The sequence below is a fragment of the Grimontia sp. SpTr1 genome, from assembly GCF_947387585.1.
GTDB classification, from domain to species: domain Bacteria; phylum Pseudomonadota; class Gammaproteobacteria; order Enterobacterales; family Vibrionaceae; genus Enterovibrio; species Enterovibrio indicus.
In genome coordinates, this window is the sequence record NZ_CANDOD010000014.1 from 16,493 (window position 1) to 39,877 (window position 23,385).

24 protein-coding genes and 1 riboswitch are annotated in these 23,385 nt (G+C 47.4%); of the genes, 14 read left to right on the forward strand and 10 right to left on the reverse strand.

The window, feature by feature from the left end; all coding sequences use genetic code 11:
- Positions 1-405 precede the first annotated feature (405 nt).
- Together QL223_RS18160 and QL223_RS18165 are read left to right on the forward strand one after the other, a co-directional pair.
- Positions 406-747: a PilZ domain-containing protein gene (locus QL223_RS18160; protein WP_281545543.1), complete on the forward strand. Its 342-nt coding sequence runs from the start codon at positions 406-408 to the stop codon at positions 745-747.
- A gap of 91 nt (positions 748-838) precedes the next feature.
- Positions 839-1,261, forward strand: a complete 423-nt coding sequence (locus tag QL223_RS18165; RefSeq protein ID WP_281545544.1) for a hypothetical protein — start codon at positions 839-841, stop codon at positions 1,259-1,261.
- A gap of 82 nt (positions 1,262-1,343) precedes the next feature.
- Here QL223_RS18165 and rarD read toward each other — a convergent pair whose 3' ends face one another.
- The gene (gene rarD / locus QL223_RS18170) at positions 1,344-2,243 is read right to left on the reverse strand and encodes an EamA family transporter RarD (RefSeq protein ID WP_281545545.1); all 900 of its coding nucleotides are present in this window, start codon (positions 2,241-2,243) and stop codon (positions 1,344-1,346) included.
- Positions 2,244-2,936: 693 nt separating this feature from the next.
- Here rarD and QL223_RS18175 point away from each other — a divergent pair.
- Positions 2,937-3,815 (forward strand): hypothetical protein, encoded by an 879-nt coding sequence (locus QL223_RS18175; RefSeq protein WP_281545546.1) that lies wholly within the window; start codon positions 2,937-2,939, stop codon positions 3,813-3,815.
- Between the two features lie 151 nt (positions 3,816-3,966).
- Positions 3,967-4,428: a hypothetical protein gene (locus tag QL223_RS18180; protein WP_281545547.1), complete on the forward strand. Its 462-nt coding sequence runs from the start codon at positions 3,967-3,969 to the stop codon at positions 4,426-4,428.
- A 60-nt stretch (positions 4,429-4,488) separates the two neighbouring features.
- On the opposite strand, the gene QL223_RS18185 is transcribed toward QL223_RS18180, so the two are convergent.
- Positions 4,489-6,207, reverse strand: coding sequence for an RluA family pseudouridine synthase (locus QL223_RS18185; protein ID WP_281545610.1), 1,719 nt, complete (start codon positions 6,205-6,207; stop codon positions 4,489-4,491).
- A gap of 354 nt (positions 6,208-6,561) precedes the next feature.
- Between QL223_RS18185 and QL223_RS18190 the strand changes: the two genes are divergently transcribed.
- The 4 genes from QL223_RS18190 to QL223_RS18205 all read left to right on the forward strand — a co-directional run bounded on the left by QL223_RS18190 (position 6,562) and on the right by QL223_RS18205 (position 8,595).
- Positions 6,562-7,074 (forward strand): DUF2589 domain-containing protein, encoded by a 513-nt coding sequence (locus tag QL223_RS18190; protein ID WP_281545548.1) that lies wholly within the window; start codon positions 6,562-6,564, stop codon positions 7,072-7,074.
- A 48-nt stretch (positions 7,075-7,122) separates the two neighbouring features.
- The gene (locus QL223_RS18195) at positions 7,123-7,815 is read left to right on the forward strand and encodes a DUF2589 domain-containing protein (protein ID WP_281545549.1); all 693 of its coding nucleotides are present in this window, start codon (positions 7,123-7,125) and stop codon (positions 7,813-7,815) included.
- A 98-nt stretch (positions 7,816-7,913) separates the two neighbouring features.
- On the forward strand, positions 7,914-8,150 hold the full coding sequence (locus QL223_RS18200) for a hypothetical protein (RefSeq protein WP_281545550.1): 237 nt from the start codon (positions 7,914-7,916) through the stop codon (positions 8,148-8,150).
- A gap of 1 nt (position 8,151) precedes the next feature.
- Positions 8,152-8,595, forward strand: coding sequence for a hypothetical protein (locus QL223_RS18205; protein ID WP_281545551.1), 444 nt, complete (start codon positions 8,152-8,154; stop codon positions 8,593-8,595).
- Between the two features lie 345 nt (positions 8,596-8,940).
- On the opposite strand, the gene QL223_RS18210 is transcribed toward QL223_RS18205, so the two are convergent.
- The 3 genes from QL223_RS18210 to QL223_RS18220 form a co-directional block, all read right to left on the reverse strand.
- On the reverse strand, positions 8,941-10,095 hold the full coding sequence (locus tag QL223_RS18210) for a hypothetical protein (protein WP_281545552.1): 1,155 nt from the start codon (positions 10,093-10,095) through the stop codon (positions 8,941-8,943).
- A 14-nt stretch (positions 10,096-10,109) separates the two neighbouring features.
- Positions 10,110-11,012 carry a hypothetical protein gene (locus QL223_RS18215; protein WP_281545553.1) on the reverse strand — a complete coding sequence of 301 codons (903 nt, stop codon included), beginning with the start codon at positions 11,010-11,012 and terminating at the stop codon, positions 10,110-10,112.
- Positions 11,013-11,083: 71 nt separating this feature from the next.
- Positions 11,084-11,863 carry a hypothetical protein gene (locus QL223_RS18220; protein WP_281545554.1) on the reverse strand — a complete coding sequence of 260 codons (780 nt, stop codon included), beginning with the start codon at positions 11,861-11,863 and terminating at the stop codon, positions 11,084-11,086.
- 339 nt (positions 11,864-12,202) lie between these two features.
- Between QL223_RS18220 and QL223_RS18225 the strand changes: the two genes are divergently transcribed.
- Positions 12,203-13,123, forward strand: a complete 921-nt coding sequence (locus tag QL223_RS18225) for a LysR family transcriptional regulator (protein ID WP_281545555.1) — start codon at positions 12,203-12,205, stop codon at positions 13,121-13,123.
- Positions 13,124-13,182: 59 nt separating this feature from the next.
- Here QL223_RS18225 and QL223_RS18230 read toward each other — a convergent pair whose 3' ends face one another.
- The 3 genes from QL223_RS18230 to QL223_RS18240 form a co-directional block, all read right to left on the reverse strand.
- The gene (locus QL223_RS18230; RefSeq protein ID WP_281545556.1) at positions 13,183-14,478 is read right to left on the reverse strand and encodes an alpha/beta fold hydrolase; all 1,296 of its coding nucleotides are present in this window, start codon (positions 14,476-14,478) and stop codon (positions 13,183-13,185) included.
- Positions 14,479-14,515: 37 nt separating this feature from the next.
- Positions 14,516-15,217 (reverse strand): PilZ domain-containing protein, encoded by a 702-nt coding sequence (locus tag QL223_RS18235; protein WP_002541854.1) that lies wholly within the window; start codon positions 15,215-15,217, stop codon positions 14,516-14,518.
- A gap of 212 nt (positions 15,218-15,429) precedes the next feature.
- A complete protein-coding gene (locus QL223_RS18240; protein ID WP_281545611.1) occupies positions 15,430-15,855 on the reverse strand; it encodes a DUF393 domain-containing protein in 426 nt (141 codons plus the stop codon).
- A 119-nt stretch (positions 15,856-15,974) separates the two neighbouring features.
- Here QL223_RS18240 and QL223_RS18245 point away from each other — a divergent pair, with 119 nt between their 5' ends.
- Positions 15,975-16,604, forward strand: a complete 630-nt coding sequence (locus QL223_RS18245; RefSeq protein ID WP_002541851.1) for a LysE family translocator — start codon at positions 15,975-15,977, stop codon at positions 16,602-16,604.
- 72 nt (positions 16,605-16,676) lie between these two features.
- Here the strand turns inward: QL223_RS18245 and QL223_RS18250 are convergent, their stop codons facing one another.
- Entirely contained in the window at positions 16,677-17,216 is a 540-nt protein-coding gene (locus QL223_RS18250; protein WP_002541850.1) for a redoxin domain-containing protein, read from the reverse strand.
- Positions 17,217-17,219: 3 nt separating this feature from the next.
- Positions 17,220-17,801: an NAD(P)H-dependent oxidoreductase gene (locus QL223_RS18255; protein ID WP_002541848.1), complete on the reverse strand. Its 582-nt coding sequence runs from the start codon at positions 17,799-17,801 to the stop codon at positions 17,220-17,222.
- Positions 17,802-18,114: 313 nt separating this feature from the next.
- Between QL223_RS18255 and QL223_RS18260 the strand changes: the two genes are divergently transcribed.
- The 4 genes from QL223_RS18260 (at position 18,115) to gbpA (ending at position 23,141) form a co-directional block, all read left to right on the forward strand.
- Entirely contained in the window at positions 18,115-18,744 is a 630-nt protein-coding gene (locus QL223_RS18260) for an NAD(P)H-dependent oxidoreductase (RefSeq protein WP_002541847.1), read from the forward strand.
- Complete coding sequence (locus QL223_RS18265; protein ID WP_002541846.1) at positions 18,741-20,690, forward strand: monovalent cation:proton antiporter-2 (CPA2) family protein; 1,950 nt, start codon at positions 18,741-18,743, stop codon at positions 20,688-20,690. Before QL223_RS18260 ends, QL223_RS18265 begins: the two co-directional genes overlap by 4 nt.
- The gene (locus QL223_RS18270; protein ID WP_281545557.1) at positions 20,690-21,172 is read left to right on the forward strand and encodes a GNAT family N-acetyltransferase; all 483 of its coding nucleotides are present in this window, start codon (positions 20,690-20,692) and stop codon (positions 21,170-21,172) included. Before QL223_RS18265 ends, QL223_RS18270 begins: the two co-directional genes overlap by 1 nt.
- 215 nt (positions 21,173-21,387) lie before the next feature.
- Positions 21,388-21,480: riboswitch (cyclic di-GMP riboswitch) on the forward strand.
- A gap of 95 nt (positions 21,481-21,575) precedes the next feature.
- Entirely contained in the window at positions 21,576-23,141 is a 1,566-nt protein-coding gene (gbpA, locus tag QL223_RS18275; protein ID WP_281545558.1) for an N-acetylglucosamine-binding protein GbpA, read from the forward strand.
- The last annotated feature ends 244 nt before the right edge of the window (positions 23,142-23,385 follow it).

A 23,385-nucleotide genomic window follows, 5' to 3' on the forward strand; every position in this document is an offset into this window, starting at 1 on the left:
CTCCCTATGAATAAGAAAGGCACCTTCGGGTGCCTTTTCTTTTTGTGTGAGTTCAGGTGCTCTCATTGTGAACTAAGTTCTAGGGGCTGTTGACCTTTGGTGATGATTTTTGCAGCAGTTTGTGGGGGATTTTATGCAAGGCAGAGGCTTCGATGTGTAGCTAGCCTCCATGAGAAGCCGATAACGCAGCAGAAATTCCCCACAAACGCTGCCCGGAGGGTTCGACTGCGCGTCCCGTACCCTAAGCGTTTTATGCTTTGTTGAGGTGTATTTGCTTAGAATGACTAGGCGGCACACACCTCGCCGCGCCTAAAACGCTTAGGGCTAGAACAAAATTTAACCACCAAAGGTCAACAGCCCCTAATATGAAAGATAGGAGTCCGGCAATCGAGAGTCAGCGCGCCGATGGAAAAAGACGAAGAACAAGAAGAACAGCACCGCAATTTCTTTAGGCTGAGATATAACGAGCCTGAAATGCCTACTTTCCTGTGGGATGGGGAATCATTCCGTGTGAGTGAGATTTCAGAGCAGGGGATCCGCATTGAAGTCAAAGCGGATACCCAGATTGTTGATGGGGAAGTGATTGCGGGCGTTATTCAATTTGACGATGGTGGCGAGATAGAAATCCAGGGTAAACCACTGAGAAGGGAGGAGGATGAACTGGTCATCAAACTCCATCATGGGGTCGAACTCAAAATCATGAACAAAGAACAGATTCGAATAAGAAAAAAATATAGCCGCGACTGAACCTGATCTGGGTTCAGCTCTCGAATTTCCTCCGCTTTATCATTTGAGACCATATGCCTTTCCTTCTTAAAAAAGGGAGAAAGGCAATGGAATGCTTGCCTTAAACTACGACATTAAAGCGTTGTATAAATCAACTCGACATAAGTTTGTTCTTAAAGGGTTTGGTATGGCTGATATGGCAAGAAATGCAAAATGCGCCTTGGTGTCTTGTACTCTGTTTTTGACCAGCGTTGCGCCTTCATCACTCGCGCTGGAATTGACTCAGGCACAAAAAGAAGAATTCGTGAACAGCACAGTGATGATGCTCGAAGCAGGCGGAATTCTGGGTTCTATTGCTAAATGCTCGGGTAAATCTGAGGGTGAACTAAAACAAGGGTACGAAGAAGTACTGTTCAAGTGCTACGACGAGATTAAGAGCTTTGACGACATCTCCGTCTGCCTGACGGAAAAAGTACCCAAGATGACGGGGCTCACCGCGGAGCAACTGGATAAGTGCGTGCCGGACGATATGTGATTTGATCAAAAAGGGGGCATGACGCCCCCTTAACTTTCGCAACGCTTTGCTAGAAAGCCCATCGGCCCAAGGCCAACAGCCCCTAGTGCTGCGGCAAATCAGGCTTGGGTTTTACCTTCACTAGACTTTCGACAATGCTGATCGCCAAGCCCAGCCAAATCAGACCAAAGCTCACGGTTTTCACGCTATCAAACGTCTCCCCAAATACTGCTACTGCCAGAACAAACTGCAATGAAGGCTCAATGTACTGCATAAAGCCAATCATCGACATTTGTGCATACTTCACCGCTTCTGAGAAGAAGAACAGCGGCAACAAAGTCACTGGCGCAGCGCCAAGGTAAAGCAGCAGAGTAGAGATATCGCCGGATACCGCCACACTGGTGCCTGAGCCCATCTTGTACGCCATGTAGATTGCCGCAATCGGCAGAAGCACAATGGTTTCCACCAACAGGCTTGAAATCGCATCATACTTCACATGACGCTTACACCAGCCATACAGCGCAAAGCCCACAGCCATCAGCAAAGCAGCAACAGGCAGCTCACCGTATTGCCAGATTTGATAGCTCAATCCCAAGGTGCCGAAAACCACGGCGGCTTTCTGCCCCAAAGAGAGTTTTTCATTAAACGCCACCACACCCAGTGCAATCACCAGAAGTGGGTTAATGAAATAGCCAAGGCTCGCATCCAACACGCGATCGTTGGTCATCGCCCATGTAAACGCACTCCACGACACACACATCATGACAGAGGCAATGCCCGCAAAGAGAAACGAGCGCTTGTCGGCAATCAGCGCTGCCCAGTTCGGCGACTTGGCTTTGCGCAGTTGAAGCACCAAAAGCAAAAATGGCAACGACGCGAGAATACGAAGTGCCAACAGCTCATCCATGGCTGCGTTGGGCAAAAATTGGTAATAGAGCGGCATTGCGCCCCACAACAGGAAGGCAACAGCCGCCATCACGTTACCGAAACGTGTTGGACTCATAGATAAATACCTGGATGAAAAGTGGTCAGAGGATGCGCGATTGTATAGCGAGATCGGGATTTGTAAAGTGATTAAGGTGAAAGAATAACGCGTTAGGCTTTGGATTTTCGTGGACGTATAGAAATGGTGAATTTACTGATGCTTGTAATGGTTATAAAGGTATTTGCTTAAAGGGATTATGCGAAATGATTTAACATATAAAGTTGAGTTTTTCACTCGGGATTTTTGGCTATTTAAAGCGCTTAGTCTGGAACTTTTAATTGCTTTATAGCCGTTGAGCTAGATTCCGTCGTCAATCCTGCTCTTAGTCCCTTCCCCTTTTCAAGGGGAGGGTTAGGATGGGAGTTGGTTCTGATAAGGTTTTGCCTCAAAGTGAGTTAACGTTTCGACCATCTGAGTGCACGAATCATCTGACAAAATCTAAATTTTTCTTTTTCATTTCTTCAGCTATATAAATACACAGCACAATGTATATAGTAAAAATGCGCATGTTTTTAGTAAGGGACGCCTGTTTTCTCCCATTTTGGTCGCAACCATAAAAGTTAATTCACTGATTTTACATACCTATATGGTAAGCTGGAATGAGTATACGCGAACTAATCGAGCGTCCCGGTTTTGTACTAAACGTGCAAGCTGCCCGCTAATAAGTTGTTAGCCCTTCATCATACATTTTCTAAATGTGGGAGCAGTTAATTGAAAAATAAAGAAGTATTCGATGAGCCGTTACAACCTTCTGGTGAAACAGGTGTACATAATAAATTTGATTGGGTCAAAGAATCTGAAAGTAAGTTAATTAGTGCTCAGTTACTTAGAGATGTTGCAAGGTTAAAATACGATCAATTTGTGAGCCTTAAAGAGCAGAAACATAGTAATGGGCAACGATTGAGCTCAAATGAAGTATCTGAATACCTTGGTGCTAGAGGTTCTGCTAACAAATCAAGTATATTGTTATTGGGTTATGCAATTGAGTTGTTGTTAAAGGCTGGTATTGTTTCTTTACTGCTTTATTCACCTAAGTACCTGCTAGAAAAGAAAGTTCGTAGTTATGGACATGACCTAAATCAAATAGCTCAAGATTTACATATCCCTTTGACAAAAGAACAGTTAATACTTCTCGAACGCTTGAGTAGTTACATAGTAAGAGAAACTCGGTACCCAGTAACCGCAGAATCAGTTGAAGATTACTGTAATCAAGTCAATGAAATAACACGTTGGGTAACAGACGAAGTACAGTTTGAATTAGGAATTAACTTATATAGTCAAATTAAACAGCTTATTGATGAAATCGATGGTACTACTGATAACATGAAAATTTACTGTCGATTAGAGATGGAAGTTGATGGCTTTGTAACGTTTAGAATCGGAGGCCCTTTACCTCCTGTTTTCATAATCAAATATTGTACTTCTCAAGTTGAACAAAAAATCGATAACCTAGAAACTATCAAGAGACTGATAGAAGCTAAAAACCAAACAAATAAATCTTTAGAAAGTCACCTAATGGAAAAATCATGGGAATCTGCGGTTTTTTATAAAACTAGTGAAAAAAAAGGGCTAACAAAGGCATCAAGGTGACGCATTACACTCGGCGGTTTTGGTATGGAGTGTATTTGGTTTGGTAAGTTCAGCGTTAGCGCACCTTATGCCAGGCGTTAGGTACAGAAGAATGCATTATTGGCAGGACATGCATTGTTAGATACCAATGCATTAAGACAGGAGACTAATCTTGGCGAAAACTTACGACTATAGCCTTCTTTGGAGGGCTAGACATCTAATACTGATCTTTGTTGCTGGTGCTATTCCATTTACACTGGTAACTATAAAGCAGGGTATATCACCAATACTCGAGGATCCTTTAGTTATACTCGCTATTTGGGCTCTATTAAGTATAGGTGCGGTTGTTAGAATAATTAAAGAAAGGTCATTGACGAAATCAATTTCAATCAATGGGAAAGAAGTTGTTCATATAAGAACTGATGGTGCAGTAAAAGAATTTACCATCGACAAAATATCAAATATTAAAGTTTTGGATGTGTCGCAAAGTTTAAATGGCTATAAAGAAAAAGAAATGATCCTTGAGTTTAAACAGGATGATGAAAAACTCATAGTGCCGGTGAACATTAGGCAGTTTGATGAGTTGTATTCGATTCTAGCTAATGAATTAAGCGGTAACCAAACTCCCATCTAACTTCCCCCTGAGAAGAGGGAAGAACTAAGAGTCAAACCCCAGCCTTAACTTTTAATCTCTCTAAAACCCACATTCCGCCTCAAACGTCATGCGCTCATGTGTATACGGATGATCAAAAGACAACTGCTCCGCGTGAAGGTGGAGGCGTGTATCCGGCTCTCCATAAAGTACATCGCCGACCATAGGCATATTTAGTCCTTTCGAATGTGCGCAGTGAACGCGGAGTTGGTGAGTGCGGCCGGTTTTAGGGTGCATGTAGAGCTTGCTGCGGCCGTTTTTCACTTCAATCAACTGCCAATAAGTGGTCGCGGGTTTGCCGTGTTCAAAGCAGACCAACTGGCGGGGTCTGTCGTCTGGATCGCCACGCATCGGTAAGTTGATTTCACCTTGTTCTTGCTCAACCACACCTTCCACCATGGCGATATAGCGCTTTTCAACACCTCGGGTGATGAACTGTTTTTGCAGGCTTTTGTTTGCGCGGCGGGTGAGGGCGAATACCAACAAGCCAGATGTCGCCTGATCCAGTCGATGAAGCACAAAAGGCCCTTCTACGTCTGGGAACATTTCAATCACGCGGGTGTAGGCGGAATCTTTAATCGTCTTGCCCGGCACGGAAAGCATGCCCGAGGGTTTGTTGACCACAACAATCGCTTCGTCCTGATAAACCACTTCCAGCGTTTTATCTTCTGCCCAGTTTTGTTCAAGTGGGTTTGGGTCAACCGTTAAGCCTTCGAGCATATGACCAAGAATGGGATGGCACTTTCCGTGGCAAGAAGGGTAGAACTTCCTGTGCTGGCGCACCTCGGATTTTGGCGACAAACCCCACCAAAATTCCGCCATTGCCAACGGCGTGTAGCCGTGTTTGTAAGCGAAATGCAGGAGTTTAGGCGCAGCGCATTCACCCGCGCCGGCTGGTGGTGTTGGGTTGGTGGTAGGCGCAAAGATCGCTTTGAGGGACTTCTCTTCACCAAGCGCATTGAGGAAACGGTATTGCTCAAAAAGCTTGTTCTGAAGAGCGTTCGAGAGCGTTTTACGTTGTTGTTTGGCGTGCTCAATATCTGTGGTTAATGCGCTGAGCTGTGATTCGATAGCGTGGATCTTATCGTCCCAAGTCATTTTCAGGTATTTAAGCGTGTTCTTTTCCGCCACGCTTTGCTTTGCCAGATCGTCCAAGGCAGCTTTCAAGGCATCACCCGTTAAGGTTTCTTCCACCAGTTTTCGTTCTTGTTTTCTGGTGGCGCGGCCTTCAATCATTCGCTGGCGTTGTTGCTGTTCTTCTGCCTCGTATTCGATCTGCATTTGAGCAAGTTGAGCACCCAACTGATCTAACAAAGGATTGGCAGAAAGTGTCGAGACTTGGGCATTTAGCTCAGTGATTGCTTCCAGCTCTGTTCTGAAGAAACACTCTTCCGCCAGCATATCGAAAACGGGTGGAACGAAGTGAGGCAGTAAATTTTGGTCGGCAATTTTACCGGAGAAGGCACTGAAATAGCCGAGTTCACCTTGTGGTGAGCGCACTAACAGCACACCAAACATTTTGCCTGTGCCTTCGGCACACTCATCAAGCCTTTGAGCAAGAGCCTCGTCTAAACCGAAATCGTGTTGCCAATCTGTCTGACTTGCTAAGTGTTGTTGCAGTTCCTCTGCTGCCAGTACACAAAGCGGGTGTGGCTGATAGTAAAAGGGAAAGGTAAATGCACCTGGCAGTTCGAACTGCTCTGTCTCGCCTTGAAAGCGGGTGAACAATTCTTCAGGGGTAAACAGCATTTCTTGGTGCATGGTCTTCATCTATCAGTGCCTTGGTTGGGGGCGTGATTTTACCTGTTTAGGTGAGAAAAACCACATTGCTGCATATCAGTCTCCTACGGGGTGAGTGACGTTGTCATGTAGGGCGTCGTGTGGAATTGATATTAGATATGCAAACGGTTTATCTACGCAGTGTTCGATCTATTAAGGCGAATAATTTATTTTTTGTTCTCGGTGTTCCAAATTTATTTTTGTTCGTTTTTTAATTCATTAATTTAGCTTTTACGTTTCTCTCCTGTTATAGCCTCTATTCCAAATCCGATTTGTCTTCTTTTCTTCTAAAGCCAACACTGATTTCATCAAAATAAAACGCGAAGGGAACAAGTCATGATTAATTTAGATGCGTTGGTTTCAGCCGTTCATTTGAGCGTGACCAAAGCGAATCAGGCGCTGCAAAACGAAAATCAGGAACTCATCAGCCGATTTTTCGACGAAGTCCCGAGCAACAACTCAGGTAGGCTCGGTAGCGCTGAATCTCCTGCTGAGCCTGAGCGCACTGCGTATCGGCCCAAGTACGTGACCATCGAATATCCGACTGATACCCCAGACGGACTTCAGACCCTAGCGGTTGATGTTCCCTTGCTGACTTTGGTTCCGGTAGCAAGCCCAAGGGTTAGCGAAGTGAAATTTAAAACCCATTTAGAAGTGAATGTGAATGAAACGAATGCATTGGAAGTTTCGTTCGTTGGAAATAAGTCAGGTGGCTTATTTAAAGCTGATAAAAACCCAAATCATATGGCGGAACTGGAAATTATCATTAATGCCGATGAGCCACCTGAAGGATTAAGGAAATTAATTGAAGGTTATGACAGAGCACTAAGAGCGCAGATCCCCGGTTAATTGGGTCTGGCTTAATTTTGCAATTATTCATCAAGTAGGAGAAATACCATGCCAGACGTCAGCACAGGACCAGCACTGGTCTCGATGGCCCAACAATTCGCGGGATTGCCTATGCGCGCGTTGATTGGTGGCCCACTCAACGCCGCAGCACAAGCCAACAGCATGATGGCAATGACGCAGACCAAATTTATGTTGGATACCTGCTTCACTAAGAAGTCAGATACCGAAGACAAGGGCAAAGACACGCTCGAACCGATTATGGTGACCATGCAAATCACCCGTGGCGTGATTTCTGAAGGCGAAGCCAAAGAGGGTGAAGCGCCCGAAGTGAGTGTTACCAACGTCACGACAGAGTTTGATGTTCCCCTTTTGACGATTGTTCCGCTCAACTCTCTGGGTGTTGATAACGTGCAAGTGGATTTTGAAATGGAAGTGAAATCCAGCTATGCCGATGAGTCTTCACAGTCCACATCGAGCAAAACCAGTGAGCAAGGCAGCTTCTCCGCCAAACTGGGCGAAGGCTGGTGGTCGGTGGAAGTGAAAGGCAGTATCAGCCATGACAGCCAATCGGCGTCTTCACAAAAATCGTCCTACCAGAAAAGTAACAACGCCAAGTACACGGTGAGCGTGCATGCCGGGCAACTTTCATTGCCACAGGGTGTGACGACCATTATTCAGGCATTTACCAACAGCATCAGCCCAATCACCTTGGGATCGGCGAAATCGTCAGATAAATCGTAGCGAATGAGAGTTCGCAGTCATGCTTCTACCCGGCTGTTTGTGCGCCGGAGCCGTTGGCTCTATGAGCAGCCGGGCTTTTTACCAAAGGGAGAGAATCGATGAAAAGCCATTTACCGTGTCCTGACTGCCAGACCAGCATTTCTTTTGATCTTCACATGTTGCTGTCAGGCACGTCTTTCTCATGTCCTCGTTGCAAATTGACGTTCAGCTTGGACCCTTGCAGCAAGCCGCAGCTAACCAAAGCGGTCGAGGGGTTTGCCGAGCTTCAAAGACTCAACAACGAAGCGAATACCACATCAACCCAAGGTCAACAGACCTTAGCGATGGGAGGTTGAGATGAACCGTTACACCGACGCCACCAAATTAATACTCGCCGTACCACTCTGCGCCATGCTGATTTCTGGGTGTACCAAACAGGAAGGAGACACGAAGGAAATGCTCTTGGGTGCAAACCCGCCATTGAAAACCGGTCTGGTTGTGCGGGCAGGGCAATGCTCAGCCACTGCCTTTAAAAATGGCAGTGGGGTCCACGTTGCCAGTGATGGTGACACCATTTCCGGCCTGAGCGTGAATTGCACCACCAATACCAGCAACAAAGCGGCTTATTCCAATTACCTGACCGGGATAGGCGGTTACAGCCAATATTGTGTTTCGACGGTCGCCGGGCTGAACAAAGTGGGCGCGACGGTGGTTAAAGACCCTATTCCCGCTAACCCAGAGCATTGCCTGTTGTCGGGTAAGGCAAGCAAAATTGCCACTAAGCTGACCAAATATCCTTAATATACCCAAACGACCTAGAGATGCTTGAGTTCAGAGGTCATCAATGCGTTCAATTCGAGGCAAATTTCGCGAGGAATAGTGGTTCTATTTCCGTGGAATTTAACGAAGAAGTGGGCGCATTGAGGCCCTCCCTTTGGGCGAGTTGACTGACGTCGTGCTCTTTGTTGTTCCTTTTTGATGGAGGTGACTACACCGGCAAAGGAACGCCGCGATCACAACGCCAGTCAATCTCGCTGAATCCTGCATCTTCAGGTTGTTTGGGTATAAACTCAGACCAATTAAACAAACGAGGTTTAATCTGTTGGATTAAACCTCGTTTGTTTTATTGCAATAGGACGAGCGTATTTATTCCCGGTTTTCCCCCTCACCTGCAATGGCCGCCCAACACATCATCACGCTGTTGAAGCTGCTGTAAAACCCACATCGCTTGTAAATAATGCCAGACCAATTGCCACGAACGGAGTCTGGGATTAACTCTCCGTTGGCAGTGTGTGTGACCACAATGGGGTCGGAGACATTGCGAATAAACGCATAATCGACACCTGCTAATTCGGCTTGATGGGCAATCACAGCGTCATCCATTTCTAGAAAGCAGTAGGGATCGCTGGGCTCTTTCCCTTCGATGAAGTAATAGTCAGTGGTGAGTAAGGGCTGGCCTTTGCTGACTTTAATTTGTGCCTGTTTGAGGTTGGCAGGGTCAAGCGGTGCATTGATCAAATCTTGATAAGTATAGGTAGGCTGGTTATCGCTCTGGTCGCCTTGCGGGTCTTGGTTGAGCTCGGTAATGGCGTCGTCGATCGTGTTGTTATTCCAAACCTGATCCATGGCGAACATCAATGCATGCTGGGTTGATGCGTACAGTGACGTTGAAGGAAACCAGGACTCGCAGGTAAAGGTGTGGTGGTTGTATGGGCAGCCTTCGTTTTCGGGTTTCGCCAGCAGTATGTGCGCTTTGTTGGTGACGATGGCCGCGCCCAACATATCTGTGATTGAGCCACCTCCTGCTGTGCCTGTCGAAATGATGCGTTTGGCTTCTGATTTGCGGAGCAGAATGTCGGTCATAGATTCAAGGCCAGAAAGCCAGGGTGGATGAGCAAGGTGGACTTGGGATTTGACCAACAAGACCCGCTGTTGCTGGTTATCCGCGCCGTTCACACTTACCAATTGGAAATAGAAGATGGGGGCATTTTCAGGAGATTCGCAGTAAGGTGAGACTTCGTGATTGTCAGCGTAACCGAGCCAGTTTTTCCGCCAATCTCTATCTTGTGGAAAGCGTTCCTGAAGGCTGTTCAGCATGACATGATCGAGCGCGGACCACTCAGCCGACGTCCAGGTTACCAATACAGTATCGGCTTTTGGTAACTCGCCAGGCTCAATGTGGAGGGGAGTAGGGGACGTTTGGTTAATCAGTGTCCAATCCACCACAGGCAAAGGAAGCGTGTTTGAAGCGGCGGTCAAAATCTGGGGAGTGCTTATATTGATATCAGTATAACGAGACATGGTTTTATCTCCTTTTATAGCATCAGAATGAGTGTGCACTCTTTGAGTTGGACGGTATGGATAAGTGAAGTATCAGCACTTTGTTGGCTGGAAAGCGCCAACTGCCAGCCTTCACAATCGCCGTCAAACCGATTGAAGGTCATCGCCCCATTTGGGTTGTAAGTGAAGAAATACGGATACTGGCTGATGTCGTAGAAAGTTTGAACGTCAGACAGGCTTAACATCTCCTCAGTGGCTGGTTCATTCAGCACAGGGTGGGAGCCGAGTTCAATGCTGTCCATGAAGTGATCAATATTGACTTTGTGGTACTTCTCATTGGTTTTGATAAAGAAGTTCTCTGCGCCAAGGCGGAAGAAAGCAAACCGCGTCCAACCTTGCGCCCAGGTCGCTGACCACACTTTCTGTGCATAAAGCGCTGAATGGGCAGGGGCGACTATTTGCATCTTCACGACATCGCCCGTGTTTTTGTTGTATGCCACGAAGAAAACATCATTGCGATAATACAAAGGCTGAACAGTGGTGAAGCCTTTGCCAACGCGAATGCCTGTGACCGGGGTAATGGTGAGCTGTTTGTCGTCGAATCGGTAAAACTGCACGTATTCAGAATCTGGGTGGTAGCTCAGCAGCCAAGGCTGGCCACCAAAATAGAAACTATCAAGTTGAGCGATGGGAGAGTCTACGGCAATAGTGGCCTCTTGCTTGAAGTAGGTCTCTGTTTCAACGTCATAGGTTTTGCAGACGATGAAAGTAGCGGGTTCCGGCTGAAAGAATATCGAAAACGAGGTGCCATTGGCCTCTAGGCTGGTGCTGGCGGTAATGGATTGGCAATGGGTTCCTATCTGGACTTTGGGTAGGTTCACCAATTGCAGAGAGTTGTCCGGTTGAACCGTGATTTCAATGAGCGCTTGGGTATTCATGGCTCGTTCCTTATTGCTAGCTGTAATAGATACGGAATATTTTTATTGGATGAGTAACGTCTGACGTTGTGCTAAGTGGAAAGGCGCACGTCCAGCGCCTCTCCCAAAGAAACTGCAATGCCGTTGTCGTCTTCACTGAAAAGCGGCGAGATATTGGTAATGTCATGGAATGCCTTCATCACTGTGCGACATTCATTCGCTTCAAGGTATTGGAGAATTTTGGCAGGCCAGCGCAGGGCATCGGAAGCGAACCATATGATGCCGTAGCCTTGCTGCATTACTGCGATGATTTCGAACAGGTTCTTGTTGCTTCCCATCTGCTCGTTGCACAAATCTAACAGGTCGATGGCGAGCGGTTTTTTGTGGGCCAGTAGGCTTTCAGGCCAAGTCCAAATCAATACGCCCACATACAATTCATGCCAGTCGATGGCTTCGCCTGAAAAGTAGTACGGAGTCTTCCAATTGAACTGAGAGGCACCGGAATAGGCGATGGGGAAATCAGAAAAACTTGCCGGCATGTCGCCAGGATCGAAGTTGAAAACGGTTTGGTGAAGCGAGGCATAGGCGCGGCCCGCGACGGTTCGGTGAGAGGCATCAAAGTAGGTTTGCTGGGAAGGATAACCCACCAGTGCAATTTCGTTGGGAAGTCTATTTTTAGGGCAATCGGTGGGCTGAGGCACAATGGCGGGGTAATACATCCTGAGTCCCATCGGCGACATTAACTGCACCGTGACCGGAATGAAAATCTGTCCCAGCTTACTTAGGAAACCCTCGATATCATCCTGATACTGCAAACTGCGATAGCCTTGCCAAACGCGAATGGCATTGGGTGTCATCAGCTTTGTCTTCATACCTATATCCATACAGCCTGAATGCGAGAATCTTCAGGTCGTTTGGGTATGCACCCTTGCCTGGCTTCGATAAACGCACAGAAAACAACAGTATTGATACCCCTCAATTAAGAAGACAAATCCAATTTGTTATACCCCTTATAACGTATTCATACCGCTTTTGGGGTCTGCAAACTTATTTGGAATATGTATCCAGAACGTGACATTGGGTGTATGACTCTAATACTACACTCTGTTCGATGGTTGGTTATGGGTTGAAGGCAATACAGCCTTTGAAATGACTTTAGATAAAAACAAGAAATAAACAGCGTCAGACAATTTGAGCACGAGGAATAGACAATGATGCATTTGGATCCAAAGCTATTTCGGGCATTCAAAGCTGTCGCTGAATCCCGAAGTTTCAATGACGCTGCTGAGATAGCCGCCATGACACAGGCGAATATCAGCAAACATATCCGCAGTTTGGAAGAGCAGGTGGGGTATGAATTATTTATTCGAACGCCCAAATGCCCAGTGATGACAGATGCGGGTAAAAAGCTCCTTCAGCACATCAAAAACCTAGAAGATCTCAATAGCGATTTCTCGTTGGAAGTCGAAACCGACTTCAATCAAATTGAAGGTGTTGTGGCCTATGCGATGCCGCCGTCATGTTTGCTCTCTCCTCACTTTCCCATGTTGTTGGAACGGCGATTGGATTACCCAAGACTGGAAATCGATTTAACCCTGATCCACAACAGCCAGGTGTTCGACAAAGTGCTGTCCAGTCAGGTTGATTTTGGCTTTGTGACTGAGAAAGTTGACCATCCTAGGCTGGAGTATTTCAGCTTCTGTCAGGAAGAGTATGTGATGGTGTGTGCGCCAACCTGCGACGTTTCAGAAATCAACGAAGAAAACGTACTCGAATACAACTACATCGAATATCCGGGAATGGATGTGTATTTCAATTTCTGGCGCAGGCATTTCTTCCCTCATTTGCACTCGGTGAGCGATCTCTCGGTGCATTTTGCCGGCCGGATTAACAGCATTGAAGGCGCGATTTTGATGGTGCTGGGTGGCTTGGGGGTGTCAGTGTTTCCTCGCCATTGTGTGCAGCAATATATCGATCAGGGGCAGATGTTGGAATGTCAGTTGGGTTCGACGGTTTCGGATCCGCTGTTTAACGATATCTACATCATCAAGCTCAACACCTTTAATCAACCGAAACGGGTAGATAAGGTGATTTCCTGGTTTATGGATATTTCGAAAGGCAGCCATCATTGATGAAACAAATAAAAAAGGTGTGCTTAAATTGCACACCTTTTTCACTGAAAGCTCCAGACCTAGCTAGGCAAATTTCCTATCTGCTCACCCATCTCCATCAGCTTACTCAGAATTCTCTCACCATCAGCACGCAGGCCATTGTGCTCATACTCATTGGTGATCCAAGCGCGGCTGTTTGGAACACCTTTCAGGGTTTCGCGTGAGTAATCCATTTCGACATACATGTCGTCGGCATAAACAGCACAGGTGACAGGCACCGTGTTGTCAGCGAGTTTCTCGACATCGTAAAGTGCGGGCCAGTCTGATTTGGTCGCGAGTGCTTCTGCGGCCTGTTTGAGCGGCAGCAAGTTTTGCATTTGGTCGAACATCCACGGATAAACCATCTCGCCGGTAAACAGGAAAGGTTTGCCCGGTTCGTAATTAAACTCGGCGTATTCCGCATTGCGAATGCGGTGTGCAGACCAAACTGATGCTTCGCCCTGATTGTAAATCGGCTCATGCAAGAAAGCGTAAATCGGATTGGTCTGGTAGCTTTGTTCCGTCAACATGGCCTGCAGGAAACTGACACTCAGCACTTTGCCTTGGGCGGTTTCAGTGAAGGCTTCTTCCAACAGGTAGTACATCGGCAGATTGGCACCGCTTCGGCCCAAATTGATGCCAATTTGTTGGAACTGTTCAACGGTAAAGGTTTGGCCGTTCGGCAGTTTCACATCGCGGGTTCGTAAGAACTCAGCAATTTCTGCGCAACGTCTTTGTGCGGATGGAAACTGGTCAAAGAAGGCTTTGTTTTTGTCTAACACACGTTGATAGGTGGCACGGTACACATCATCAGCATGACGGGTAAGAGAAGGCACACCGCCTGTGATGTAAACGCGATGCAGGCTTTGCGGATAAAAAGAAAGGTAAGTCAGCGAGCAGAAACCACCAAAGCTTTGACCCAGAATTGACCATTTCTCCGCCCCTAATGCTTCACGAATGGCTTCAGCATCACGAACGATGTTGTCTGCTCGAAACTGGCTGATGTATTCCACTTGCTTCGCGTCGTCCATATGACTCAAGGTCTGGTGAGTCAACGGCGAACTCATGCCTGTACCGCGCTGGTCCAGCAGTAATACACGGTGATCTTGCAGGGCGCGTTTCAGCCAGCCACTTTTTGAATCAGGACGCGGAGACGGAAATCCTGGACCGCCCTGAAAGTAAACCAGCCAAGGCAGATTGGCGTCTGCTTTGGATAATTCCACCACTTCACGGGCAAACACGGTGATGCGAGTGCCATCTTTCTCGCTGTAGTTGAGCGGCAGGTCGAATTGGTGTTGACGAAAAAGCACGCCACTGTCGATAAAAGATTCTTGCATAACCTGTGTTCCTTGTCGTGAAGGGGAGAAGAGGCTGTCAGGAGACAGTTGAGACAGCGCTGGTGGAGTTATCAGCACTCAATTCGGACGCCAGAATGAGTTTAGCTAAGGTATCGCGAGATTTGCTTTTACTTGCGTCACTAAATTTAATGCCGAGTTGAACACCCTCGCCATTGCTGGTCACGTTCATGACCGTTCCTTCAAATTCCACGGGGTGATCAAACAGCGCATTGATGACAAAGCCAATGGTTTCACCTTCATCAATGAACTGGCTGTTGGACACGCGAATGGCACAACCGCTCAGCGAAAAGTCAGACAGCTTAGCCAAGGCTTTACGTCCATCAATAATGAGATGAACAATACGCGAAACAGCATATCTGGCATCAGAACGCATGCGGTGGATGCTCACTTGAGGTGGCAACGCTATCGCAATCATTTTCTCCGGGCGGTGTAATACGCTGAGAATATGAGATTTGAACGCAAAGATCTCACCGTAACGTGATGAGGTTAACCCCCGCACAACCGCTTGCATGCCAGATGTGTCAGTCAGCAGCTTCGAGAGCTCAGGATCAGTGGGCGTTTCCAGCAGGATGTACTTTTTCTCGCGATATCCGATAAGGCGCGAGGCTCCACCAAACGCTTTGATCTTGTCTTTGTACCTAAGCTCGAAAGTCAAAGGCGTTCCAACAGGCAGCGTTGGTAGGAATGCTGAAGGTGTAAGAATATCAGTGGTTTTCATGTTTCAAATAGAGCAGTTGATGCGCATCGCTTATTTGGATGTACCTAAGCCATCTTCTTCTTAATGTTGCGACGCATAGTGTAGTGCACTGATGGTGAGGGTTAATGAAGATTTAGTCAATAGATTGAGGTGCTGCACAGAAATACATATTTATGATGAATAATCAGCAGGTTACCTAATTATTTGGTTGCTGAATGAGAGTGTTTGTTTTGTTAGTTTTTATGATTGTCGGGTTTTTCTTCGGCAATCGAACAAACGCCATTCTGGCAAGGCTCACATTTAGAACGGCCAGTGAAGAGGTATGAGATTTTGTAGCGGTTTCTGGCGAAGAAAAGATAGGCTTTGTCTGCAAACCAGCGGATCACAGGTAAACGCAATAGGCCAATCCAGCGCTTTTTCCCGACAAGAGACCAAGCTTTATGGGTGACATCTAGCCCTAACAGCAAAGTACCATCGCTCAATTTTCCGTGCAGAATTTTGCTGGCTTCCATTGGATCGATATCTGGAAACCGGGATTTGAAATCCGGCGCAAGGATATCTTCAAACTTCAGGCTTTCCGCTTGGTTAAGCGCGCGCAACTGATCCATTTCAGCCACGCAGAGTGGACAACTGCCATCGTAGAAAAGGGTGAAGGTCATCGGAGTACTCATGTTTGACTAATTTACTTTACAGTACGGCCTTGATTTCAAATCGGATCGCCATAATATCATCGTAAGAAGAGTAGAAAAAAAGAGCAAAAGAGCAAAGGAGAAAAGGAATGGAGTTCTATCAGGCGTTTTTAACATTAACCTTAGTGCACTTGTTAGGTGCCGCCTCACCGGGTCCAGACTTTGTGATGGTATCGCAGCAGTCTCTCGTTCACGGCCGTCGTGCCGGTCTCCTTGTCAGCCTCGGAATTGCTCTCGGACTTTCTGTTCACATTATTTACTCCTCTATTGGCCTCGCGACCGTGATCAGTGAATCCTCGATGGTACTGACGGTGATGAAGTATCTGGCCGCGGCCTATCTGATTTATCTCGGCTGGAAGGGGATCCGCAGCAAAGCCGCGGTAGGTGATGACGAGCAAAACGTGAATGTGAAGCCACGCTCCGCATCCAAGCTGATTTCAATGGGCTTTGTGTGTAACGCGTTGAATCCGAAAGCGCCGCTTTACTTCCTCTCTGTTTTCACTCTGGTGCTGTCGCCAGAAATGCCAGTGATTGAATTATTCCTGTTGGGTGTATGGATGATGTTCATCCAGCTGGTTTGGTTTGGCTCGGTGGCGTTGGTACTTTCCAAACCTACCGTGCAGGCCAAGTTTAAGCGCATCGGCCACTGGGTTGATCGTGTACTTGGCTCAGTGATGTTGGCATTTGGTGTGAAGTTGCTGTTTACCAGTACTAAATAACCACTTTGTATCTCAAAGAAAAACGCCCTGCATTGAGCAGGGCGTTTTACTTTTCTAACTGAGGAACTTCAATCAGTAAGGCGCTGTACCACGGATTGGGTAGTTGTTATCTGGATTACGAATCCATGCAAGACCATTGACCAGCGTTTCCACATCAGGGCGAACGAATGGGTTATTGGAAATATCGACGACTTGCACTGTACCTTGCTCGTTAATCACGAACAGCCCAGGCTCGGCAAAGTTGTGGTCAGTTTCCTGCTCTGAACGTGGAAGAGAAACCCAAAGACCCAGCTCTTTCATTTGCGCTTCAGATAAGCCGTATGCAAGCGGGAAGGACACTTCCAAGCGTGTCATGTGCTCTTCAAGTTGAGCGCTGCTGTCGCCAGATGCGGCAACAATATCGATGCCAATATCCGCCAGTTTCTCTTTGTAATCTTCAAGATGGTTCAGGTAGCGCGTACACATTGGACAGTGACGACCACGGTAAATCACCACCATTTGCCAGGTTGCTCCCTCGCGCGGTTTGCCAAGTGTATGTTCACCGCCTTCAAGATCTTTCAGCGTTATTGATGGGAATTCGCTTCCCGCAGCCAGTTTGTTTGTATATGCCATTTTCTAGCCTCCCAGTTGTGATTCCAAGTGCGCTTTAAAGCGGATCTTGTCGTTTTCTGTGTCCGGATTTTTCATCACATCAAAACACGCGAATGTGTCCAAAGCTTCCATGTCGAAGAAGCGGAAATTAAGGTGCATTGGAAGGAACATGTCATCAACCCCTTTGCCTTGCAGCAGCCATTGGCTTTCATCATCAAACGCATCTTTCGGCGCGTTGTAAGTCAGAGAAAGCATGTACTTCTTGCCGCCGAGGGTTCCGCCAGTACCGTATTGATCGTCGGTATCGCGATGGCGGCCGTCGCCAGCGCAAAGTTCACCACCCATACCCGCAGTGTAGACTTCGTCCATGTACTTTTTCATTTTCCATGACACGCCCATCCAATTGACCGGGGATTGGAGGATAACAACGTCAGCCCATTGGTGTTTTTCGATTTCTTCTGCCACCTCATAGTCTTCGCATGAAGACAATATTACGCTGTTACCTTGTGCTGTAAGTGTCTCAGAAGCCACATCTACCATGGCTTTGTTCAAGTTACCTTCAGAGAACGGATAGTAGTGGTGACCGTTGATAACCAGAATGTTCATTACTGCCTCTTTCCATGCATTGTTGTGTTCGTTTCGCATACTTTGCTAATCTAGGTTACTACTGTCAACCAGTATACTTTTAGTAACCATTTGGTGAGAAATTGCTAAATTGAGAAAATATCAGTGAGATTCAGAAGGTAAGATAGGGCTGTAATTTATGAGGTGCGGCTGATCTTTGGTGATGATTATTGCAATAACAACACTTAGCCAAAGGTCAACAGACCGTAACAACTAGACTAGACGCAGTGGGCCACACATTGATTCGCCTTTGCGACTTTTGATGTGTTAACTCAGTCAGTCACTAAGGAAAGCTATGGCAGACAATAAAAACAAGGTTCTGGTGCTGTTTGCGCATCCTTCGCAACGGCGATCAGAAGTGAACGCTCCGCTTTATAAAGTGGCGCAATCGGTAGAAGGGGTAACGACGGTTGACCTTTATGGTGAATATCCCGACTACCACATCAATATCGATCTGGAACAAAAACGTCTGCTTGAGCACGATGTGGTGATTTTCCAGTTTCCTCTCTATTGGTATTCCACCCCGTCCATTTTGAAAGAATGGCAAGATTTGGTGTTGGAATATGGCTTTGCCTATGGATCGAAAGGTACGGCACTACGTGGAAAACAGTTCTTGTGTGCCATCACTGCTGGTGGCATGGAAGAAGCCTATAAAGCGGATGGTTTTAACCACTTCAAAATCCGTCAATTACTTGCTCCCATGGAGCAAATGGCTTGTCTGACGGGTATGAATTATCTTGCCCCTTACGCACTGTTTGGTTCCCGAACCGCAGTGGAAGACGACAAGGTTGGGCGGCACACTTCAAGTTACGAGTTGCTTTTAAAAGCATTCGTGAGTGGAAGAGTAGACCTTGAAAAAGCAGCGGCGAGTGAAAAAATCACCGCTACTAATATTGAACATGTGCTCAAGGAAGGTGAGTCATGACAGGCATTTTTCTACAGGCATTTATTTACCTGATAGCTGCCGTTGTTGCAGTGCCTATCGCCAAAAAGCTGGGTTTGGGTTCTGTGCTTGGTTATCTGATTGCCGGTGTGGTGATTGGCCCCGTGATTGGTCTGGTGGGTGATGAAACCACCACCATTCAGCACTTTGCAGAGTTCGGCGTGGTGATGATGCTGTTTTTGGTGGGCTTAGAGCTTGAACCCAAAATGTTGTGGTCAATGCGTAACAAGCTACTTGGCTTGGGTGGTTTGCAGGTTGGTCTCACAGCAGCCATTGTGATGGGTATTGCGCTGGCGCTGAATCAGGTATGGAGCGTCGCGCTGGCGATTGGTCTTATCTTCGCGCTGTCTTCCACCGCCATCGTGCTGCAAACCTTTAATGAAAAACGCCTGACCAAAACGGAAGGTGGGCGAAGCGCATTCTCAGTATTGCTGTTCCAGGATATCGCTGTTATCCCAATGTTGGCGTTTATCCCGCTTCTGGCGTTGCCGGAGTTGGTTGAGCAGGCACAATCTGCAGCCGCGGCTGCGGCTGATCATCATGAAGAAATGAGCCTGGTGGCTGGGCTTCCCGGCTGGGCATTGGGCTTGGTTATCTTGGGTGCCATTGCCGGTGTAGTGGTTGGCGGACACTTCCTGAGTCGACCATTGTTCCGCTTTGTCGCAAGCTCAGGGCTACGCGAAATATTTACCGCGACTGCTTTGATGCTGGTGATTGGTATCGCAGCGCTGATGAGCCTGATCGGGCTTTCTCCTGCACTAGGAACATTCCTTGCGGGCGTCGTGCTGGCGAACAGTGAATTCCGCCATGAATTGGAATCCAACATCGAGCCGTTTAAAGGCTTATTGCTGGGCTTGTTCTTTATCACGGTCGGTGCGGGCATTAACTTCGGCATTCTGTTTGATGATTTCTTTGTCATCATTGGTTTGACTGTAGGCTTGATGGTACTGAAGGCAGCAATCTTGTTTATTCTGTCGCTGATTTTCCGCATCAAAGGAACGGCACGTTGGCTGTTTACGCTGAGCCTTGCGCAAGCGGGTGAGTTTGGTTTTGTTCTGTTGAGCTTTTCTATGCAGAACCATGTGTTGCCGATGGACGTTGCTCAATTGCTGTCTTTGGTGGTCGCAATTTCGATGTTCCTGACACCGGGCTTATTCATCCTGTATGACAAAGTGATTCTGCCGCGCTTCGAGAAAAGCGCGAACGATCGTGAAGCCGATGAAATTGAGGAACAGGGCAGCGTGATCATCGCGGGTGTTGGTCGCTTTGGTCAGATTGTGAACCGACTCCTCACAGCAAATGGCGTGAAGACAGTCGTCCTTGATTACGAAGCGGCGCAAATTGAAAATCTTCGTCAAATCAATATTAAGAGCTACTTCGGTGATGCCACACGTCCTGAACATCTTCACACGGCAGGTATTGAAGAAGCAGCGATACTCGTGGTGTCGATGGATAATCAGGAAACCACGACGGAACTGGTGGAATACGTCAAACAGACCTATCCACATGTGAAGATTCTGGCTCGTGCTTTTGACCGTGGTCATGCTTATATGCTGCGCCATGCAGGAGCCGATTACGTGATCAAAGAAACGTTTCTTTCCGCATTGGAGCTTGGTGCGGAAGCACTCCGTTCATTGGGTGAGCACCCGTTCGTGGTTGAACAGCACAAGGCCACATTCAGACGCGTCGAGAATGAAAGTTCGCAGAAGCTGTTTGAAACGTGGAAAGGTGGTGATGACAGTAAGAGCTACGATACCCATTACCAGCATCTGTTTATCCAACTTGAAGAAGCCATTCGTGACGCGATGAACGAAGACAGAATGGATCGTCACAGCATGACAGAGCGTGAGTGGACACCACCGCCAAAAGATTACCTCGACGACTTCAACGATGACGCTGAAGACAAATCCGAGGAAAAGCCAGCCTGATGCTACTGGTCCCGTTTCGTGATGAGAACGCGCCACAGCTTTGCGATTGGATAAGAAGTGCCCGGGATAACTTCCTATGGGGAGGCCCGGCCTTCGAATTCCCTTTGCAGGTCGAGAAAGTACGCGAACACATTGCGAAAAAGGAGGTGACTCCTTATCTGGTGATGCACGACGGCATTACTGTTGGTTATATCGATATTTACCGGGTTTCGAAGTCGGAAGTCCGTTTATGTCGGGTGTTGATTGCCGACACATCGGCGCGTGGTCAGGGACTGGGGACACAATTGGTTTCACTGGCGCTTGATGTGGTGAGCGAAGATCCAAAAATTCGCACTGTGTCGCTGGCCGTATTCGCGCATAACGAGGCGGCGGTTCGCTGTTACACATCTTTAGGTTTTGAGCTACTTTCGGATGAAACAAAAATACGTGAGTTTCAGGGAGAGGATTGGATTCTCTACCTGATGACAAAGCAGATCGCTTAACGGCGCGGCGTGGTTAGAAAAGCCAGACATTCTGTATAGGATGTCTGGCTTTTGGCTTTCTATTACAGCGGGTTATCTCGATATGCTGTCAGGGTAAATAATCACCTAAATAGCGATAAATTTGTGATCTTGGTTCATTAAATGGATCGATTGGCAAACTTTGATGAAGAAAAAGATTGTGCGATATCAATTTCTGAATACGATGCGCGCCATTCCACAGTCAACGGCAAACTGCCTGAAAAGGTAGGACGCAAAGCTTCCGGTCTAAGAGTGATTTGATTATCACTTACGATAGCGGGGCCGCCATTTTCGACAGCCTGTATTCAGGACTGAAAATGTTCCGATGCGAAAGTTTGTCCGTGCTTGGTTAACAAAACAAAAATAGCCATTAGGAAGCACACAAATGCTCAAACTCAAAACCACTCTCCTGCCTGTCGCGGCGGCGCTTTTCAGCGCAAGTGTTATGTCCCACGGTTACATCAGTGCCAAAGACGGTGGCATTGCTGCTGGCCGTGCCGCGCTTTGTAAATACAGTACACCAACCGGCGAGCAGAACTCTGCGTGTGGTCAGGTTCAATGGGAACCTCAAAGCGTTGAAGGCCCAGAAGGCTTTCCTGAGTTCGGTCCTGAAGATGGTAAAATCGCCAGTGCTGGCTTAATTCAGTTTTCTCCGCTTGACGAACAAACCGCATCGCGCTGGGTAAAGCAGCCAATCAAAGCGGGTATGAACGACTTCGAGTGGACCTTTACGGCGAACCACGTTACTCGTAACTGGGAATACTACATTACCAAAGCAGATTGGAACCCGAACCTGCCACTGGCGCGAAGCACCTTCGATCTGAACCCTTTCTGTGTGGTGGAAGGCAACATGCAAAAGCCGCCGAAAACCATGCTGCACAGCTGTGATGTGCCAGAGCGTGAAGGCTACCACGTGATTCTGGCGGTATGGGATGTGGGCGACACTGCTGCTGCGTTCTATAACGTCATTGACGTGCAATTTGATGGTGACCTACCTGTATTGCCAGAGTGGACGCAAGGCGGCCAAATCAACCCAGGTATGAACCTAACGAAGGGTGATGCCGTGTTTACCCGTGTGTTTGATTCAGAAGGCGAGCGTCCAGAGCTGTCGACCCGTCTTGAAATCGACAGCGAGAAAGCCGGTGAAGCGAATACCTGGTCTTACAACCTGGCGACCAAAATCAACCAAGCAAACGAGAATATCCAAGCGGGTCAGCGTGACGCCAATGGTGCGTTTAACCCAGTGTTTGGCGCAAACCCAATCTACCTGAAATCAGCCAGCGGTTTGACCCGTGTAGAAGTGGGCTACGAGATTGAATCCCCTGAGCCGGAATACACAGTGACCATTGGTGGTGTGGCGCAGGAATACGTGATTCGTGATGGCAAAGTGGCGCTGGATCTGGCTGTGACGGCTTCTGGCAATCTGACCGTTGAAATGACAGTTTATAACCATGCTCAGGAAGCACTGGCTTATGAAAAACTGTCCCTGGCTGATGGCACATCGACCGCTGTTGATATGGTGCTGGAAAACGCAAAAGCCGGTCATCATATGCTGGTTTCCCGCGCAAAAGATGCTGAAGGCAATCTGGTCGACCAACAAATGTTTGATTTCTTCCTGCTGGAACAAGGCGAGCAATGTGGCACAGACCCTGAAGCTGTTAACCACCCAGCCTGGTCAAATGCGACGACGTACACTGGTGGTGAGAAAGTCAGCTTCAATGGCTTGGTATGGGAAGCGAAATACTGGGTTCAGGGCGCTACACCGGACTCAAGTGATGCGTGGAAACTGATCAGTCAAATGCCAGTGTCGTGGACATCAGGTAAAGCGTATCTGGCGGGTGAGCAAGTGATCTTCGAAGGTCGTCTATATCAGGCAAACTGGTGGGTAAACAACAGCCCAGCCTCTGCACCAGAAGCGTGGAGTGACAAAGGTGCTTTCGACTGCGAATAAGCAGCATAACGAAAAGAACATAGAAGCAAAAAAGAACATAGAAGCAAAAAGAAGCCCGATGTTGGGAAAAGCATCGGGCTTTTTTGTAACTGTCTGAAAGGCGAATGATTACTGGTGGATTCAGCTCTATTTCTCTTGTGAGCCACTATAAACGACCCAAATTGAAAAGGTGATTTCAGTCGACGCATGCTTTAAGTTACATTCTCAATATTGATAAAAGATGCCTAAATAGTGCCCTTCTATT

What these genes read in the sequence shown, in the direction of transcription:
- QL223_RS18220 (WP_281545554.1), bottom strand. Translation starts at nt 11,863, where the DNA reads ATGAAGACAAAGCTGATGACACCCAATGCCATTCGCGTTTGGCAAGGC.
- QL223_RS18235 (WP_002541854.1), bottom strand. Translation starts at nt 15,217, where the DNA reads ATGAAAACCACTGATATTCTTACACCTTCAGCATTCCTACCAACGCTG.
- QL223_RS18270 (WP_281545557.1), top strand. Translation starts at nt 20,690, where the DNA reads ATGCTACTGGTCCCGTTTCGTGATGAGAACGCGCCACAGCTTTGCGAT.
- QL223_RS18215 (WP_281545553.1), bottom strand. Translation starts at nt 11,012, where the DNA reads ATGAATACCCAAGCGCTCATTGAAATCACGGTTCAACCGGACAACTCT.
- QL223_RS18210 (WP_281545552.1), bottom strand. Translation starts at nt 10,095, where the DNA reads ATGTCTCGTTATACTGATATCAATATAAGCACTCCCCAGATTTTGACC.
- QL223_RS18205 (WP_281545551.1), top strand. Translation starts at nt 8,152, where the DNA reads ATGAACCGTTACACCGACGCCACCAAATTAATACTCGCCGTACCACTC.
- QL223_RS18165 (WP_281545544.1), top strand. Translation starts at nt 839, where the DNA reads ATGCTTGCCTTAAACTACGACATTAAAGCGTTGTATAAATCAACTCGA.
- QL223_RS18240 (WP_281545611.1), bottom strand. Translation starts at nt 15,855, where the DNA reads ATGACCTTCACCCTTTTCTACGATGGCAGTTGTCCACTCTGCGTGGCT.
- QL223_RS18250 (WP_002541850.1), bottom strand. Translation starts at nt 17,216, where the DNA reads ATGGCATATACAAACAAACTGGCTGCGGGAAGCGAATTCCCATCAATA.
- QL223_RS18225 (WP_281545555.1), top strand. Translation starts at nt 12,203, where the DNA reads ATGATGCATTTGGATCCAAAGCTATTTCGGGCATTCAAAGCTGTCGCT.
- QL223_RS18245 (WP_002541851.1), top strand. Translation starts at nt 15,975, where the DNA reads ATGGAGTTCTATCAGGCGTTTTTAACATTAACCTTAGTGCACTTGTTA.
- QL223_RS18255 (WP_002541848.1), bottom strand. Translation starts at nt 17,801, where the DNA reads ATGAACATTCTGGTTATCAACGGTCACCACTACTATCCGTTCTCTGAA.
- QL223_RS18160 (WP_281545543.1), top strand. Translation starts at nt 406, where the DNA reads ATGGAAAAAGACGAAGAACAAGAAGAACAGCACCGCAATTTCTTTAGG.
- QL223_RS18230 (WP_281545556.1), bottom strand. Translation starts at nt 14,478, where the DNA reads ATGCAAGAATCTTTTATCGACAGTGGCGTGCTTTTTCGTCAACACCAA.
- QL223_RS18265 (WP_002541846.1), top strand. Translation starts at nt 18,741, where the DNA reads ATGACAGGCATTTTTCTACAGGCATTTATTTACCTGATAGCTGCCGTT.
- rarD (WP_281545545.1), bottom strand. Translation starts at nt 2,243, where the DNA reads ATGAGTCCAACACGTTTCGGTAACGTGATGGCGGCTGTTGCCTTCCTG.
- QL223_RS18260 (WP_002541847.1), top strand. Translation starts at nt 18,115, where the DNA reads ATGGCAGACAATAAAAACAAGGTTCTGGTGCTGTTTGCGCATCCTTCG.
- gbpA (WP_281545558.1), top strand. Translation starts at nt 21,576, where the DNA reads ATGCTCAAACTCAAAACCACTCTCCTGCCTGTCGCGGCGGCGCTTTTC.
- QL223_RS18185 (WP_281545610.1), bottom strand. Translation starts at nt 6,207, where the DNA reads ATGCACCAAGAAATGCTGTTTACCCCTGAAGAATTGTTCACCCGCTTT.
- QL223_RS18200 (WP_281545550.1), top strand. Translation starts at nt 7,914, where the DNA reads ATGAAAAGCCATTTACCGTGTCCTGACTGCCAGACCAGCATTTCTTTT.
- QL223_RS18190 (WP_281545548.1), top strand. Translation starts at nt 6,562, where the DNA reads ATGATTAATTTAGATGCGTTGGTTTCAGCCGTTCATTTGAGCGTGACC.
- QL223_RS18195 (WP_281545549.1), top strand. Translation starts at nt 7,123, where the DNA reads ATGCCAGACGTCAGCACAGGACCAGCACTGGTCTCGATGGCCCAACAA.